The organism is Ruegeria sp. CH2 (assembly GCF_056537065.1).
This window is the reverse complement of sequence record NZ_JBQFQV010000005.1, coordinates 166260-181405: the sequence shown is the minus strand read 5'-3', so window position 1 is coordinate 181405 and position 15146 is coordinate 166260. Positions and strand designations below refer to the sequence as shown.

The following is a 15146-nucleotide window of genomic DNA, read 5'->3' as shown; positions in this document are numbered from 1 at the left end:
GAGGGTAGCAAAATGGCGAACTTGGACCTTGTCGGCATAGATCTGGCGAAGAATGTGTTTCAACTTCATGGGTGCAGCTCCACGGGCGAGGTGGTGTTTCGTAAACAGCTGAGACGCCACAAACTTCTGACGTTCATTGCTGAACTGCCAGCGTGCACCATTGCGATGGAAGCTTGTTCTGGGAGCCATTATTGGGGCCGGGAATTTGAAGCACTCGGACAACCGGTTCGTTTGATCGCGCCCAAATATGTCAAACCGTTTGTGAAACGCAGCAAGAGTGATTTGATCGACGCTGAAGCCGTTTGTGAGGCAGCCCTGCGACCAACGATGCGGTTTGTGCTGGTCCGCAGCGAAGACAATCAGGCTGCGGCCCTGGCATTCAAAGCGCGGGATTTGTTGGTCCGGCAACGCACGCAGATCATCAATGCCTTGCGCGGCCACCTGTCCGAGTTCGGTTTTGTGGTTGCCAAAGGCCCAACACACGTCCGTAAACTTGTTTCTGCAGTCGAAGACGGCACCATTGAATTGCCGGAGATGTCCCGCCCTCTCCTGAGCATTTTTGTCGATACGCTTGACGCTTTGAATGGCCGCATCAGACAGCTGGAGGCGCAAATCGCACAGCGTGCCAGGGAAGATGAAACATGTCAGAGGTTGACCGCGATACCAGGCGTTGGCCCGATAATTGCGACCGCGCTTGCTGCACTTGCGCCACCCCCTTCGACATTCAGACGGGGGCGCGATTTTGCAGCATGGGTAGGCTTAACCCCACTCCAGCATTCGACTGGTGGCAAGCAGCGCCTGGGGCGCACGTCAAAAATGGGAAACCGGACGTTGCGACGCCTCCTCATTATTGGCGCCAGTGCCGTGGTTAGGTGGGCTGAACAAAAAGGAGCCGTCCCGGGATCCTGGCTCGCAAGGATGCTGGAGCGCAAGCCACCCATGTTAATCAGGGTAGCACTGGCCAATAAAATGGCGCGTATCGTCTGGGCGCTGATGGCACATGGCGAAGAATACCGGGATCAATCGTTACACGTTAGAGCCGTGCAAACGATCTGATCTCGGAGGCGTGGGAAGGTCAAACGGAAGGTAAGGCGCAACAGTCGAAGAGACGAGATCAGGAAAACCAGCTTGCGACACAGTGCCTGCAGCACGTGGTTCTGAATTGGACTTGATCCGAGAACTCCATACGGGCCCGCGGCATGTGTAGGCCGCACTATGAGGCCGCATACATGTCAGCACCCGACTACGCGAATTGCCAACCAAAGATTCTTCTTGCCCAAAGGGGGATGTCCATACATGTCGCAAATTTTGCTCCCAACTGTCAGTTCGAGCGCATTTCTGCTAGCGCTCAAACGAACATATCTTCGGCAACCTGGCTGAAGCCCGAAAGATCATCAAAAACTGGAGGATTGACTACGATACACAGCGACCGCACATTTCTCTCGGCGGACTGGCACCAGCCGTTTACGCTAATCTTAACCGTACCGCCCGGCCTGCTTCGCTTGAGTTGCGCAACGGTTCCGCTCAGCAGGCCTTGACCGCAACCTAATCACGAGAAAGAAACGGGAACGGATTCTACATCCGATCGGCCCGGATCAAGGGGCCGAGTCATTGAATATCACTCTCAGGGCACCTCGAGATCATAGAAGTGTGCGGCGGTTTCTCTGAAAACCGCCGATTGTGCTTCAGCCGGAACCAGATCACGGTAAGCCTTTACCAGCGATGTGTAATTGCCATAGAGTTTGTCGACCGGGAAATTCGAGCCAAACATGACCCTTTTAGGTCCGAATTGTTCAAGGCAAATCTCCACGATCGGGCGAATACTGTCAGGCGTCCAGTTGTGATCGAACATGCCCAGACCTGAGAGCTTGCATGAGACGTGCGGCAGATCGGACAGCGCGCGCAATCTTTGAGCCCAGCTTTTCAGGCCCGCCGGAGTGCGGTCATATGGTGATCCGGCATGGCATAGAGCGACTCGTGTATTCGAGGCTTGAGCAAGAAATCGGGTAGTTTTTCCGATCAATTCGGGAATGAGTTGCAGATCAAAGCTGAGATCGCGCTGTCCAGCCTCCTTCAGTCCGTCCAGAAATCGCGGATCATCCAGCAGAGAATTTGTGCCCGTCTGCGCGTCCTCTCCGGGTGCGCGCCCGACGATCTGGCGCACACCGCGTACAGTTGGAAGGGCCTGAAACGTATCAAGCTGGGCGTGTAGGTCAGCCGAGGTCAGGTCACAGAACACAACCTGCGCCATTGGCCAGTCTGGATTGGTTTCGGCGACAGCTTGAACCCACCGGGCTTCGTCCAGACCGTTTTTGGCCCCCACCTGGATATGGATCGAGGCACCGACTCCGCAGGGCGCGGCTTCGGACCGGAACTCGCGCAGCAGATAATCCCGTTGAATCGGCGTCGGGTCGCCAAAGAACCTTTCCACCCCGCGCGCCATCAGCCAGGGGTAGTTTACAGCTTCAAGGTCCCAAAGGTGGTGATGGGCATCGATCCAGCCGGTCATGTTCGCGGTACTTTCGACATGCGCCCCAAAATATCGACACCCTGTTGTTTCCAGAAGTGCAGCAGGTCAATGAAAACCCAGTTCTCGGCCAGCTTGTCACCCGCGCGACGATAGATGTCGATCACACGGAATTCACCGGCCTTGTCTGTGGCGGGCATACCCATGAACCCGCCGGTGGGCCGCGCCGTGAAATTCGGCCAGCCGAAAAAGCCGCCATAGTGACCCTCAGCCAAGCGGCAAATGTGCTTGGTCTTCGAGCGGTCCGTTAAAGATGCGCGGAACGGGCCTGAGTGCTGCTTTGCATAACGCTCAATCGTATAGGTCGCACCGATCCCGGCGGGCCCCCACCAAATCATGTCTTCGCTCCATGTCTGGCGCAATTCTTCCTCAAGGCTCAAGCCGCTGTTCCATTGGCCGAGATTGGAAATCATGGCATTGATCGTGTCGAGAGTTTTCTCGCCTTCTTCGGCAGGCTGCGGGCTGAACATCAACCCGTCATGCGTCATCGGTCCGGGTTGAACCAGATGGGCTGCAGTTTGAGGCGGGAAGGGCTGCAACCCGACCTGCATCATGAAATGCGGGATGTCGAAATACATCGCCGTTTCGGCGATCTTGCCATTCTCGATCTTGTTGAACTCACAATAGCGCAATAACGCCATCTTGCCCGTGGGGGCGATGCCCAGCCACGCATTGTCGAACAGGCCCATCAGATGCCCCATTGAAACAACCCAGACCGAGGTGAATCCGTCCATCTCGTTTTTCCCGGCCATGAACACGTCCATCCGGCGCTGCATTTTCCTTAGACTTTGCTTCAGGGGACGCCAGAATGCCTGTGCTACGTCATGGGTGCCCCGAAGCTCATCAAACGGGTGGAAACCGCGCCACAGGTAGTCTTCTGTGCAGAACTCAGACAACGTGTTGGCGATATCCGATTCTTTTACGCTGCTGAGCGCCGAGTAGTAATCCAAGATGATCGCTTTTTGGATTTCATGGGACATTATTACTTTCTTTCAGTTCTTTAGTCGCTGTCATGGGGCGAGTTGCGAAGAAGATGAAGTCGATGTTTGCACACGCATGCAAAAAAAGCTTGCCAGATGTTTCTTTTGTTGTCTATGGTTTTGCAAGCGTATGCACGATGAGTGCAGCAGGGAGGACAGAATGGCCGAAATTCAACTTCGCAATGTTGGAAAGCGTTGGGGATCGTTTGTTGGAGTTGACAATTTTGACCTGACGATAGCCGACAAGGAATTCCTGGTACTTCTTGGGCCGTCAGGTTGCGGAAAGACCACGACAATGCGCATGATTGCTGGTCTCGAGGACGCGTCTGAGGGCGATATCCTGATCGATGGCGCCCGAGTAAATGACATGGAGCCCAAAGACCGCGATGTCGCGATGGTGTTCCAGTCATACGCGCTCTATCCGAATATGAATGTATATGAGAACATTCGCTTCCCGCTGAAAGTTCGCGGTATTGACCCTGCTACCCATGACGAAAAAGTGCGGCGCGCTTCGGCTATGGTCGAGCTGGATGACTTCCTGCACCGCAAACCGGCGGAACTGTCTGGCGGTCAGCGTCAGAGGGTTGCCCTGGCTCGTGCCATTGTGCGCGAGCCGAACGTGTTCCTGATGGACGAGCCACTATCTAACCTTGACGCAAAACTGCGCGTTTCTACCCGCGCGCAGATCAAGAACCTGAGCCACGAATTGGCGGTCACCACGATCTATGTGACCCACGACCAGATCGAGGCAATGACCTTGGCTGATCGGGTGGTGATCATGAAACAAGGTGTGGTTCAGCAGGTTGGCTCCCCAACCGATATTTACGATGAACCTGCAAATACATTTGTGGCCAGCTTCATCGGCAACCCGGCAATGAACCTTGTCGATGGCGAGGTTCAGGGTGGCGTGTTCCGCGCCCAAAGCACAGAGGTGCACGGGGTGAACGCGCCGGACGGTCCTATCACGCTGGGGTTTCGCGCCGAGGACGCAAATGTTGTGGAAAGTGACGGCGAGATCAACGCGCCGATCTATACGCAAGAGTTGTTGGGCGACAGCACCATGGTTTCGGTTCGGATCGGTGGTGCGCTGGTCTCGGTCAAGGCCGACAAAACCTATCGGGCCGAAATCGACGATCAGGTCTCTATTCATATCCATACCGATCACTGCCATCTGTTTGATGCGAAAACCGGGGCTCGCCTGGAGGGCTGAGAACCGCAAACCACACCCGTTGGGACGGGGTAATCTGGGTGCAGACTTCGAAGATGCACCATCCATCTAGGGAGGAATATTGATGTTTCTAAAGAAAATTGCATTGGCCGGCTCGGTAGCCGCCTTTGCCGCAAGCGCGGGATATGCCTGCGAAATCGGCGCACGTGTCAATATAGTCGGCAATGAATTTGCGGCCATCCAGGCCGTCGCAGCCGGAGCGAAGGAATGCACCGGGGCGTCGGTAGAATCCAACCTGACATCCGAGCACCAGACCATCAACGTGGCTGGCCTGTCGGGCAATCCGTCGGAATACACGACCGCAATCATCGCCAATAGTTCGGTTGTGGCACTGATGAACGAAGACGTTATTCGTCCGCTCAATGATCTGGTGGAAAAGTATGGTCAGGACCTGCAGCCTGGGCAGCTGATCAAGATTGGCGACAACATCATGGCTATCGCCTTCATGGCGAACGCGCAGCATCTGATGTACCGCAAGGACATCCTTGAGCAAGCCAGTGTGGAAGTCCCGACTACCTATGAGGAGATGCTCGAGGTGGCCGAGGCCATTCGTGCGCAGGGTATTATGCAAAACCCGGTTGGTGGAGCCTATGCATCGGGTTGGAACCTGGCGCAGGAATTTAACAATATGTTCCTTGGTTATGGCGGCAGCCATTTTAAACCCGGTACGGCCGAACCCAACGTGAATTCTGAGGCCGGTGTCAACGCCTTGAATATGATGAAGGCTTTGTCGGAATACATGAATCCCGACTTCCTGACTCATGACTCCAACGCTACCAATGCCGAATACCGTGCTGGCAACGTTGCAATCATGAATATGTGGGGTTCGCGCGCATCGCAGCAAACCACCACCGAAGGTGTGTTGCAGGAGGTAATCGACGGCCATGCGATTGGCGCGCCGCTGACAGTTGGTGGCGGAGATATCCCTGCAACGACCCTGTGGTGGGACGGTTGGACTGTCGGAAAGAACATCTCAGATGAAGAGGCCGAGGCCACATTCATTGCAATGAAACATGGCATCCGTCCTGACATGCTGAACGATGAAACCACGCCGTTGGCGGTCTGGCTGATTGAAGGCTACCAGCCGGGAAAAGATGCCGAGGGTGTGTTTGCTGCGGCCAAAATGGGCACACCACCCTATCCGATGCTACCGTACATGGGGCTCATGCACAGCGCACTTGGCAACGAACTTGCTGATTTCATGCAGGGCAAGGAAAGCGCGGAACAAGCGTTGGCTGATGTAGAAGCCGCCTATCGTGCCGCCGCCATCGAGCAAGGCTATCTGCAATAAGAAGCCTATTGCGCGGGTGCCTTTGATACCCACCCGCGCAATCCTACTCACGCGAGGATTGCAACATGCGCCATAAGACATTCCTTTGGTTCTTCCTGCCCACAGGACTCGCGATGCTGCTGTTCATTGCAATGCCAATTGTCTCGGTGGTGACTCAATCGATCTTCGCGCCCCACCCGGCCGTTCTGTTAGAGGTGGAAAACTGTACCCCGCTTATCGGATGCACAACTGAGACCACTGTTGATCAAGAGGCCACCGCGGCGCTTCGCGCCGAGCAACCTCTGGGCCGGTTTGTGGGATTGGACATTTACTTTAACCGAGGCCATCTGGCGATACAGGAAATTGGTCAAATCTGGGCCGCAAATGAAACATGGGGCGGCTTTTTCTCGGAACTCGGCAATTTGCCCTTTTACCGGGCGATGGCATTCACGCTGACCTTCGTTGCTGTCGTGACACCGCTCACAATTGTATTGGGGCTGGTGATTGCGCTGGCAGTAAACTCCCTGCACAGGCAACTCAAAGGTCTGATGATCTTTTTCTCTCTTCTGCCCATGATCGTGACCCCGCTGATCGGCTCGCTCATCCTGTTTTGGATGATTGACAGTCGCGGGGTGATCGGCAACGCCCTCGTATATCTTGCTGGAGATCCGGATTTCAGCCTGAAAGCATCAACAGGGCTGATGTGGGTAGCGCTGATGGTCTATGGTGTTTGGCACGCTGCGCCGTTTGCCTTTGTCGTGTTCTATGCTGGCCTGCAAACCTTGCCCCAAGACCAGATTGAGGCCGCCCAGATAGACGGGGCGACGCGCTGGCAGCAGGTCAAATTCGTGGTTGTGCCCCATCTCATGCCCCTGGTCACATTTGTTGCGCTGATCCAGTTGATGGACAATTTCAAGGTGTTTGAACCTATCATCGGCTTCAGTGCACAAGCGCATGCGCAATCACTCAGCACCTTCATCTTCTACGATCTCGGTGGCGAGACTCGGCAACTGTCTTCCGCTGCTGCTACCTCTGTGATGACGATTTTCGGGGTCGCAATTCTTCTGTCGCCCGTGCTTGTCCGCACCTGGCGCGATTTCAAAGGAGCAAGATAATATGGCCAGCCGCGCGCAAAGAATGCCTACAAGCCTTCGGATCGCCTCATCCCTGTTTGTGCTCCTATGGTTTATCCTGGCCGCCTTTCCGTTCCTCTGGACGGTTTGGGGGTCGTTCAAGGTCGAGCTGGATTTCTTCTCGATCGCTGACTGGACCAACGCCCTGACCGGTGCCCGAACCGAAGCGGTTTATGGCTCGCCGTTCACCACCACCGGATATGAGGGCGCATGGATTCAGGAAGAGTTCTGGCGCAATGTTCTGAACACCGGGATCGTCTGTTTCTTTGTTGTTACCATCTCACTGACTATCGGGACGTTAGGGGGCTATGCCCTTTCGCGGTCTACTTACAACTACACATTCTGGCTTTTGATCACGGCGTTAATTTTCCGTGCAATGCCGCCAATCACTCTGGTCTCGGGTTATCTGTTACCCTTCTTTGAATGGAATGTTTGGGGAATTCTTCCAACCACCATTATCGTGCTTGTGGCGATCAACCAGCCGTTCACTCTTTGGATGTTGCATTCCTTCTTCAAGAACATCCCGAGCGAGTTGGATGAAAGTGCCAAGGTCGACGGATGCAACCAGTTTCAGGCTTTCCGACGTGTGATCATTCCGGTGATGTGGCCAGGCGTCATCACGACCGGGCTGTTCTCGTTCCTTCTGGCCTATAACGACTTTGCCGTGGGGGCGATGCTGCTGTCTGAAAGCAACCGTACTATGGTGCCTGCCATTGCCGCATTCCTCGGTACAACGCAAACCGAGGGCAACGTGATGTTCGCTGTTGCAGCCGTGGTTTCAGCCACTGTTCCACTGTTCATACTGGTGATGTTCTTCCAGCGTCAGATCGTCGGCGGCCTGACCGCCGGGGCTGTGAAAGGCTGACATAAATGGGGCGCACTCATCCTCAGTCCGTATCTGCCCATGCGCACGCAGCCAGCCTGAACTTGGCTGCGCGCCGGGCCCGACGGCCGGGACGAATTCCATTTGCCATGATGCGCGCGGGTCCTCGTGCCTGCACACCGCCACAGCGAATAGGAAAACGTCCTAAAAAGGAAAGCGCCATGAACAAGCGCGCAAATCGCCCAGCGATGGGTATTGCTACCGGAACCACGTTTGAAAACAAACAGCTTTATCGTCAGTTTCTCGAAAGCTTTGATAAGGGCCTCGGCGAGACCATGGAGACGGCCGCCAGCGAGATTTTCGCCGCAACGGCCACTACCGAAGCGAGCCATCCGATCAATGCAGCCCCCGATGGCAACGGCTACGTCAGCTCTGTCATCTTGCCGATTTCAGAGGCGTTCGAGGGGCTCACCCGTCAGAACTATGTGGTCACAGGTGGCGAATACCTGGGAAGCGAGTGGGTCACCTCGACCGGGTATTTCCACGGTCATTTCAAGCGACCGCTTTGTGGTATTCCACCCAGCGGCAAACTGGCATTTCTGCGCTTTGGTGAATTCCACCGAATGGAAGATGGCAAGATCGTCGAATCCTATGTCTTTCTCGGCTTTGCCGAGTTGATCATCGCGCTTGGCCTCTGGCCGCTGGAACTGCAGGGCTATGAAGGTGTCGTGCCGGGTCCGGCAACGCATGACGGCATCGTCATTGGGCCTTCAGACTCAGCGCAGTCACGCGCCACAGCAGATCTGGTCGAGGACATGTTAAAACAGCTAACGACCGAGGACCAAAGCTGGCGGCCTTATTGGGATGACCGAATGGTGTGGTACGGTCCCGGCGGGCTGGGATCCTATGCCACGGTCGATGCCTTCGCTGATTTCCAATCCCCCTTCGAGGACACGTTCGAAGGCTGGGGTGACGGCAGGGACGCAGGCGTCACCGGGGTCGGCTCGAATTGCAAGGCCGGGGATGGCGACTATGCATTCCTGTGCGGCTGGCCGCAGATCACCGGCGTCCACGTCAAATCCTTCCTGGGCCTGGAGCCAACGGGAAAGCGCGTTTTTATGCGTGACTGCGACTGGTGGCGCTGCGCAGACGGCAAGATCATCGAGAACTGGTGCATGCTCGATATTCCACATCTGCTGTTGCAACTGGGTTACGACCTTTTTGCCCAAATTTCTGAACAGACCCGATGAGCTGTTCCGCCAGACATAACGCCATTGCGCGCCACCCGGCGCTCAACCGGATGCCAAGGGATTTTCTGACGGCCGACCAACCCTCCCCGTCCAGACAGAAAGCCCCTTGGTAACCATAAAAGGAAAAGACACATGAAGGGCTCCCGCCCCGAACAGGCCGTGCTGACACGTAACACGGACATGAGAAAAACCGACGAGACCCGCGCCGTGATCGAGGGGATGGTCGATGGTTTGAACGATCACCGCATCGACGATATCGGCGAATTCTTCGCAGAAGGGTTCCGCTGGATCGGCAACCGGGGCTGCGGCACCAAAACTGGGCTCAAGGAGTTTCAGAACAACTGGCAACGCCCGTTCCAGGCAGCGTTTTCTGATAAGATTTGCATCGATGAGGCCCGGCTTTACATGGGCGAATGGGCTGCGGCCTTTGGCCGACAGGAGGCAACTCATTCGGGCGAGTTCCTGGGCATCGCTCCGACGGGAAAGCGGGTCGAGATCCGGTACATGGATTTCTGGAAAGTCGTCGATGGCAAGATCGTTGACAACTGGGTGAACGTCGATTTCGCCCATGTCGCCGCGCAGCTTGGCGTTGATCTGTTCAATGGTGAAGGCTGGGAAGCATTTGACCGGGGAGAAAAAACTCCACCCCGGCCCGAAAACTGAGGATAGAGACAATGGCTATTGAATACCTGAAACGCGGCAAACCTGAAGCTGATCGGGCGGAAGACGATGCCAAAACCCGAGCTGTTGTCGAAGCAACGCTGGCGGATATCGAAACCCGCGGCGATACCGCTGTGCGCGAGCTGTCAGAGAAGTTCGACAACTACTCGCCGGAAAGCTTCCGCCTGAGCCAGGATCAGATCGACGAGTTGATCAACTCGCTGACTGAACGCGAACTGGCCGATATCAAATTCGCGCAGAAGCAAGTGACGAACTTTGCGCAGGCACAACGCGACTCGATGCTGGATATCGAGGTTGAAACTCTGCCAGGAGTGATCCTTGGTCACAAGAACATCCCTGTTCAGTCAGTGGGATGCTATGTCCCCGGTGGCAAATTCCCGATGGTGGCTTCGGCGCATATGTCAGTGGCAACTGCCAAGGTCGCCGGTGTTCCGCGCATCATAGCTTGTACCCCACCCTTCCAAGGCAAACCCAATGCGGCCGTGATCGCAGCGATGCATCTAGGAGGCGCGCATGAGATCTATGTTATGGGCGGTATCCAGGCCATCGGTGCCATGGCGATAGGGACTGAGACCATTGATCCGGTTCACATGCTGGTTGGCCCCGGCAACGCCTTTGTGGCCGAAGCCAAGCGCCAGCTGTTTGGCCGGGTGGGCATCGACCTGTTCGCGGGTCCGACCGAGACGATGGTCATCGCCGACGAAACCGCAGCGGATGCGGAGCTCTGTGCGACCGATTTGCTGGGACAGGCCGAGCATGGCTATAACAGCCCCTGCGTTCTGGTCACCAACTCGCGCAAACTGGCCGAAGAGACACTGAGCGAGATCGACCGTATCCTCGAGATCCTACCCACCGCCGGCACTGCCAAGGTCAGTTGGGAGGAATACGGCGAGGTCATCGTCTGCGACACCTATGACGAGATGCTTCAAGTGGCCGATGACATCGCGTCAGAGCATGTGCAGGTCATGACTGACCGCGACGACTGGTTCCTGGAAAACATGACCTGCTATGGCGCGCTGTTCCTTGGTCCGCGCACCAACGTGGCCAACGGCGACAAGGTGATCGGTACCAACCATACACTGCCGACCAAAAAGGCCGGGCGCTATACCGGCGGGCTCTGGGTCGGCAAATTCATGAAAACCCACAGCTATCAGAAGGTCGTCACTGATGAGGCCGCAGCGATGATCGGCGAATACGGCTCACGTCTGTGTATGCTGGAAGGCTTTGTCGGCCATGCCGAACAATGCAACATCCGTGTCCGGCGTTATGGGGGCATCAACGTGCCCTATGGTGAAGGCGCACCATACCGCGAGACGGCCGATGCGACTTCGTAAGCGTGACGAATCTTGCGCAGGGATTCGACCGGGGCCCTACAGAATTTTTTGGATAAGAAGTTAAAATAATGCGAGATTTCGCAATGGATACTCACTCTACCCACAAGGTCCTGATCGCGCCCCTGCGCGAGGCAATGTATAAATTCGACGAAGCCGGAGTACGAGCGGCGCTGGAGGCGGTGATTGCGCCCGATGCTGCCATCCACATGTTGTATCCATTCGGAGATCTGACCGGCCCGCAGGAACTCTATGACACCTGTTACGCGCCACTTCTGAAATCCATGCCCGATCTTGAGCGTCGCGATTGGATCGTCATGGGTGGTCGGACAGAACAGGGCAACGACTGGGTTGGCTGCGGCGGCCACTACTTCGGCACCTTCGTCGCCCCCTGGCTGGACATCCCGCCGACCGGGCATCTGACCCACATGCGGTTCCACGAATTCTACCGCTTTGAAAATGGCAAGGTTGTCGAGATTCAGGCACTCTGGGACGTTCCCGAAGTCATGATGCAGGCGAATGCCTGGCCAATGGCCCCGTCTCTGGGGCTGGAGTTCTGCATTCCCGGCCCGGCGACTCTGGATGGCGTTGTGTCCGGACCGTGGGATGAGGTGAAATCTCTGGCCTCGTGCAATCATATCGTCGACATGCTGAAACATCTTGAGAAACACCCCAGCCAGGGTGGGCCCGAAGTGATGGAGATGGAGCGGTTCTGGCATCCGCGCATGAACTGGTACGGTCCCGCAGGGATCGGGACAGCGCGCGGTATCGCGGGATTCCGCAACTGGCACCAGATTCCATTCCTCAACGGAATGCCCGATCGTGGTCAGTATGCCGACGAGATCACCTTTCACTTTTTTGGTGATGGCGACTACGCCGCTGTGACCGGCTGGCCGAACATGATCCAGACCGTCACCCATGACGGCTGGATGGGGATTGCGCCTTCGGGCAAACGGATCACTTTGAAGTCACTTGATTTCTGGCGTCTGGAAGGTGGGCTGATCCGCGAGAATTGGGTGTTGGTCGATCTGCTGGATGTGTATCGGCAATTGGGCGTAGATGTTTTTGCCCGACTGCGTGAGTTCAATAAGGCACGTGTACCCGGCACCATCCCATTCCCGGTCGGCGAGGTCTGATATGCCACATTTTCCCAGCACCCCCAGTTTCGACCTGAGCGGCAAGCGAGCTTTGGTCGCCGGAGCCTCGTCGGGCATAGGCATGGCCTGCGCTGTGGCGCTGGCGGAACATGGTGCTGAGGTCACTTTGGCGGCGCGCCGTGCTGGTGCGCTTCAGGATATTGCAAAAGATATGTCGGCGCAGGGTTGGTCTGCCAGGGTTCTGGAACTGGATGTTTCGGACGTGGCGGCAACCGCTGAAGCCGTGGCGCAAAATGGGCCGTTCGATATTCTGCTGAACTCAGCTGGGCTTGCCCGACACAGCAAGGCCGTGGAAACACAGCCGGAAGATTTCGATGCGGTGATAGGCGTCAATGTCAAAGGTGCTTATTTCCTGACCCAGGCTGTTGCCAAAGGCCTTCTCGACGCTGGCCGCCCCGGTTCGCTGATCAATATCTCTAGCCAGATGGGCCATGTTGGTGGTCGCGAACGCGCGGTTTATTGTGCGTCGAAATTCGCGGTCGAAGGCTTCACCAAGGCGATGGCGCTTGAGTTGGGACCGTCAAAGATCCGGGTTAACACGATTTGCCCCACCTTCATTCTGACGGATCTGACAAAGTCGACTTTTGACGATCCGGACAAGCGGGCCTGGATTCTGGACAAGATTAAACTGGGTCGCCCCGGAGAGGTTGAAGACATAATGGGGGCGGTGGTTTATCTGGCCTCGGATGCATCGTCGCTGGTGACGGGCACGGCATTGATGGTTGACGGAGGTTGGACGGCAGACTGATGGCGACACAAAAAGTTACATCACTGGAAGTTGCCCGTCTCGCCGGGGTCAGCCAATCTGCGGTCAGCCGTGTGTTCACCCCCGGCGCGTCTGCGTCGAAAAAAACCGTTGAAAAGGTGCGCAAGGCGGCCAAGGAACTGGGCTATCGCCCGAACGTTCTGGCCCGCGCTGTAGTGTCCGGGAAAAGCCGGATCATCGGGCTTGTCGTGGCCTATCTGAACAACCAGTTCTATCCCGAGGCGCTGGAGAAGCTGACAAACACGTTACAGGAACGTGGATACCACGTGCTGATATTCATGGCCTCGCATGAATCTGGAAACATCGACAATGTGGTCGAGGAAATACTCGACTTTCAGGTCGAAGGGATTATCGCCGCTTCGGTGGCTTTGTCCTCAGATTTGTCAGACCGCTGCCGAACGGCCGGTATACCGATGGTGTTGTTCAATCGGGCACAAGACGACACGGCGATGTCGTCAGTTACATCTGACAACGTTGCCGGTGGTCGAAAGGCTGCCGAGTTCTTGTTGGCAGCTGGGCACCAAAAGATCGGATATATCGCCGGGTGGGAAGGAGCTTCGACCCAGCGTGACCGCGAAACAGGGTTTGTTGCGACCTTGCAGAAAGCCGGGGTTACGCTGCACGCCCGCGAAGTAGGAAACTTTTCGACGGAAGAAGCCCGGCAAGCCACGCTGCGGATGTTCGAAGCCGATCCGCCTGATGCGGTGTTTGTCGCCAACGATCACATGGCCGTTTCCGTGATGGACACGCTGCGGTTCGAATTGGGGCTGAATGTTCCGGGCGACGTTTCGGTCATCGGGTATGACGATGTCACTGTCGCCTCATGGCCAGCCTACAACCTGACCACCATTCGACAGCCCGCCAATCGCATGGTCACGGAAACTGTCGATATTCTGCTCGGCAAGATCGAGGACCCCGATGCCGGCCCGCGTCGGGTCGAGATTGACGGACCGCTAATTGTGCGCGGCTCCGCCCGCATACCTGAAGGATGGAAGACATGAAGGGATTTGATCCCAAGTTCAAAGATTTCCCCGACTACATAATCGGGATTACCAAAGAAATCTGGGAAGATCGTGGCATTGCCACGCTGCACGACTATTACGCCCCGGACATCGTCGTGCGATCACCTGGGTCGGTGGTTGTCGGAAACCAGAATGTCATTGCTGCCACTATGGCAACTCTGGCAGAATTCCCTGATCGAACGCTGTTGGGTGAGGATGTGATCTGGTCGGGAACGCCGGAAGAGGGCATGCTGTCGTCGCATCGCCTTTTGTCCACAGCGACCCATCTGGGTGACGGTGTGTATGGCAAGGCGACCGGCAAGAAACTGGTCTACCGCATTTTAGCCGACTGCCACGCCATCAACAACCAGATCAACGATGAGTGGCTCATCCGCGACCAGAGCGCGATCGTGCAGCAGATGGGTTGGGACCCCAAGGAATATGCCCGCGATCTGATCGCGCGCGAGGGTGGGGCTGACGCCTGCGTGCAACCTTTCACACCGGCGAACGATCAGCCCGGCCCCTATAAAGGCCGTGGCAATGACAATGAATGGGGCCAGAAATACGCGGATATCCTGACCCGGATCATGAATGCCGATATGAGGGTGATCGAGGCTGAATACGACCGCGCTGTTCTGTCAGAATATCCCGGGGGCAAGACCGGCCACAGTTGGGGGCCGGTTGATCGGTTCTGGATGGGCCTGCGCGCGGCGTTCCCACGTGCCGAATTCAAGATCCACCACCAGATCGGCCGTGATGACCCGATGATGCCGCCGCGCGCCGCGATCCGCTGGTCTTTGCATGGCACACATGACGGCTGGGGCGTGTTCGGTGTGCCCACAGGGGCCGAGGTCTTTGTGCTGGGCATCAGCCAGGCCGAGTTCGGTCCATGGGGTCTGCGCAAGGAATACACCTTGTTTGACGAAACCTCGATCTGGAAACAGATTCTTCTGAAAACCGGCGATCTCTAGAATGTCGCACCGTATCTCAAATCTGGAT

At 56.4% G+C, this 15146-nt stretch carries 15 protein-coding genes; 13 read left to right on the top strand and 2 right to left on the bottom strand.

Features of this window, described 5'->3' with window-relative positions:
- Positions 1 to 12 precede the first annotated feature (12 nt).
- Together ACR0M9_RS09970 and ACR0M9_RS09965 are read left to right on the top strand one after the other, a co-directional pair.
- A complete protein-coding gene (locus ACR0M9_RS09970) occupies positions 13 to 1056 on the top strand; it encodes an IS110 family RNA-guided transposase (protein ID WP_480773477.1) in 1044 nt (347 codons plus the stop codon).
- Between the two features lie 304 nt (positions 1057 to 1360).
- Positions 1361 to 1549, top strand: a complete 189-nt coding sequence (locus ACR0M9_RS09965; protein ID WP_480484748.1) for an integrase core domain-containing protein — start codon at positions 1361 to 1363, stop codon at positions 1547 to 1549.
- Positions 1550 to 1624: 75 nt separating this feature from the next.
- Here ACR0M9_RS09965 and ACR0M9_RS09960 read toward each other — a convergent pair whose 3' ends face one another.
- Together ACR0M9_RS09960 and ACR0M9_RS09955 are read right to left on the bottom strand one after the other, a co-directional pair.
- Positions 1625 to 2509, bottom strand: a complete 885-nt coding sequence (locus ACR0M9_RS09960) for an amidohydrolase family protein (RefSeq protein ID WP_480773476.1) — start codon at positions 2507 to 2509, stop codon at positions 1625 to 1627.
- On the bottom strand, positions 2506 to 3507 hold the full coding sequence (locus ACR0M9_RS09955) for an ester cyclase (RefSeq protein ID WP_480773475.1): 1002 nt from the start codon (positions 3505 to 3507) through the stop codon (positions 2506 to 2508). The genes ACR0M9_RS09960 and ACR0M9_RS09955 overlap by 4 nt, the downstream gene beginning before the upstream one ends.
- 160 nt (positions 3508 to 3667) lie before the next feature.
- On the opposite strand from ACR0M9_RS09955, the gene ACR0M9_RS09950 reads away from it, so the two are divergent.
- The 11 genes from ACR0M9_RS09950 (at position 3668) to ACR0M9_RS09900 (ending at position 15118) form a co-directional block, all read left to right on the top strand.
- Positions 3668 to 4717, top strand: a complete 1050-nt coding sequence (locus ACR0M9_RS09950; protein WP_480773474.1) for an ABC transporter ATP-binding protein — start codon at positions 3668 to 3670, stop codon at positions 4715 to 4717.
- Between the two features lie 82 nt (positions 4718 to 4799).
- Positions 4800 to 6026 (top strand): ABC transporter substrate-binding protein, encoded by a 1227-nt coding sequence (locus tag ACR0M9_RS09945; RefSeq protein WP_480773473.1) that lies wholly within the window; start codon positions 4800 to 4802, stop codon positions 6024 to 6026.
- Between the two features lie 65 nt (positions 6027 to 6091).
- Positions 6092 to 7120, top strand: coding sequence for a carbohydrate ABC transporter permease (locus ACR0M9_RS09940; protein WP_480488923.1), 1029 nt, complete (start codon positions 6092 to 6094; stop codon positions 7118 to 7120).
- 1 nt (position 7121) lies between these two features.
- Positions 7122 to 8003, top strand: a complete 882-nt coding sequence (locus ACR0M9_RS09935) for a carbohydrate ABC transporter permease (RefSeq protein WP_209507350.1) — start codon at positions 7122 to 7124, stop codon at positions 8001 to 8003.
- 179 nt (positions 8004 to 8182) lie between these two features.
- Positions 8183 to 9211, top strand: a complete 1029-nt coding sequence (locus ACR0M9_RS09930; protein WP_480773472.1) for an ester cyclase — start codon at positions 8183 to 8185, stop codon at positions 9209 to 9211.
- A 132-nt stretch (positions 9212 to 9343) separates the two neighbouring features.
- Positions 9344 to 9874, top strand: coding sequence for an ester cyclase (locus ACR0M9_RS09925; RefSeq protein ID WP_480773471.1), 531 nt, complete (start codon positions 9344 to 9346; stop codon positions 9872 to 9874).
- A gap of 11 nt (positions 9875 to 9885) precedes the next feature.
- On the top strand, positions 9886 to 11226 hold the full coding sequence (hisD, locus tag ACR0M9_RS09920) for a histidinol dehydrogenase (RefSeq protein ID WP_480773470.1): 1341 nt from the start codon (positions 9886 to 9888) through the stop codon (positions 11224 to 11226).
- 83 nt (positions 11227 to 11309) lie between these two features.
- Complete coding sequence (locus ACR0M9_RS09915) at positions 11310 to 12359, top strand: ester cyclase (protein ID WP_480484717.1); 1050 nt, start codon at positions 11310 to 11312, stop codon at positions 12357 to 12359.
- A 1-nt stretch (position 12360) separates the two neighbouring features.
- Positions 12361 to 13128 carry an SDR family NAD(P)-dependent oxidoreductase gene (locus tag ACR0M9_RS09910; protein WP_480773469.1) on the top strand — a complete coding sequence of 256 codons (768 nt, stop codon included), beginning with the start codon at positions 12361 to 12363 and terminating at the stop codon, positions 13126 to 13128.
- Positions 13128 to 14147 (top strand): LacI family DNA-binding transcriptional regulator, encoded by a 1020-nt coding sequence (locus tag ACR0M9_RS09905; protein ID WP_209599322.1) that lies wholly within the window; start codon positions 13128 to 13130, stop codon positions 14145 to 14147. Before ACR0M9_RS09910 ends, ACR0M9_RS09905 begins: the two co-directional genes overlap by 1 nt.
- A complete protein-coding gene (locus tag ACR0M9_RS09900) occupies positions 14144 to 15118 on the top strand; it encodes a nuclear transport factor 2 family protein (RefSeq protein WP_480488929.1) in 975 nt (324 codons plus the stop codon). Before ACR0M9_RS09905 ends, ACR0M9_RS09900 begins: the two co-directional genes overlap by 4 nt.
- Positions 15119 to 15146 lie beyond the last annotated feature (28 nt).

What these genes read in the sequence shown, in the direction of transcription:
- ACR0M9_RS09970 (WP_480773477.1), top strand. Translation starts at nt 13, where the DNA reads ATGGCGAACTTGGACCTTGTCGGCATAGATCTGGCGAAGAATGTGTTT.
- ACR0M9_RS09960 (WP_480773476.1), bottom strand. Translation starts at nt 2,509, where the DNA reads ATGACCGGCTGGATCGATGCCCATCACCACCTTTGGGACCTTGAAGCT.
- ACR0M9_RS09955 (WP_480773475.1), bottom strand. Translation starts at nt 3,507, where the DNA reads ATGTCCCATGAAATCCAAAAAGCGATCATCTTGGATTACTACTCGGCG.
- ACR0M9_RS09950 (WP_480773474.1), top strand. Translation starts at nt 3,668, where the DNA reads ATGGCCGAAATTCAACTTCGCAATGTTGGAAAGCGTTGGGGATCGTTT.
- ACR0M9_RS09945 (WP_480773473.1), top strand. Translation starts at nt 4,800, where the DNA reads ATGTTTCTAAAGAAAATTGCATTGGCCGGCTCGGTAGCCGCCTTTGCC.
- ACR0M9_RS09940 (WP_480488923.1), top strand. Translation starts at nt 6,092, where the DNA reads ATGCGCCATAAGACATTCCTTTGGTTCTTCCTGCCCACAGGACTCGCG.
- ACR0M9_RS09935 (WP_209507350.1), top strand. Translation starts at nt 7,122, where the DNA reads ATGGCCAGCCGCGCGCAAAGAATGCCTACAAGCCTTCGGATCGCCTCA.
- ACR0M9_RS09930 (WP_480773472.1), top strand. Translation starts at nt 8,183, where the DNA reads ATGAACAAGCGCGCAAATCGCCCAGCGATGGGTATTGCTACCGGAACC.
- ACR0M9_RS09925 (WP_480773471.1), top strand. Translation starts at nt 9,344, where the DNA reads ATGAAGGGCTCCCGCCCCGAACAGGCCGTGCTGACACGTAACACGGAC.
- hisD (WP_480773470.1), top strand. Translation starts at nt 9,886, where the DNA reads ATGGCTATTGAATACCTGAAACGCGGCAAACCTGAAGCTGATCGGGCG.
- ACR0M9_RS09915 (WP_480484717.1), top strand. Translation starts at nt 11,310, where the DNA reads ATGGATACTCACTCTACCCACAAGGTCCTGATCGCGCCCCTGCGCGAG.
- ACR0M9_RS09910 (WP_480773469.1), top strand. Translation starts at nt 12,361, where the DNA reads ATGCCACATTTTCCCAGCACCCCCAGTTTCGACCTGAGCGGCAAGCGA.
- ACR0M9_RS09905 (WP_209599322.1), top strand. Translation starts at nt 13,128, where the DNA reads ATGGCGACACAAAAAGTTACATCACTGGAAGTTGCCCGTCTCGCCGGG.
- ACR0M9_RS09900 (WP_480488929.1), top strand. Translation starts at nt 14,144, where the DNA reads ATGAAGGGATTTGATCCCAAGTTCAAAGATTTCCCCGACTACATAATC.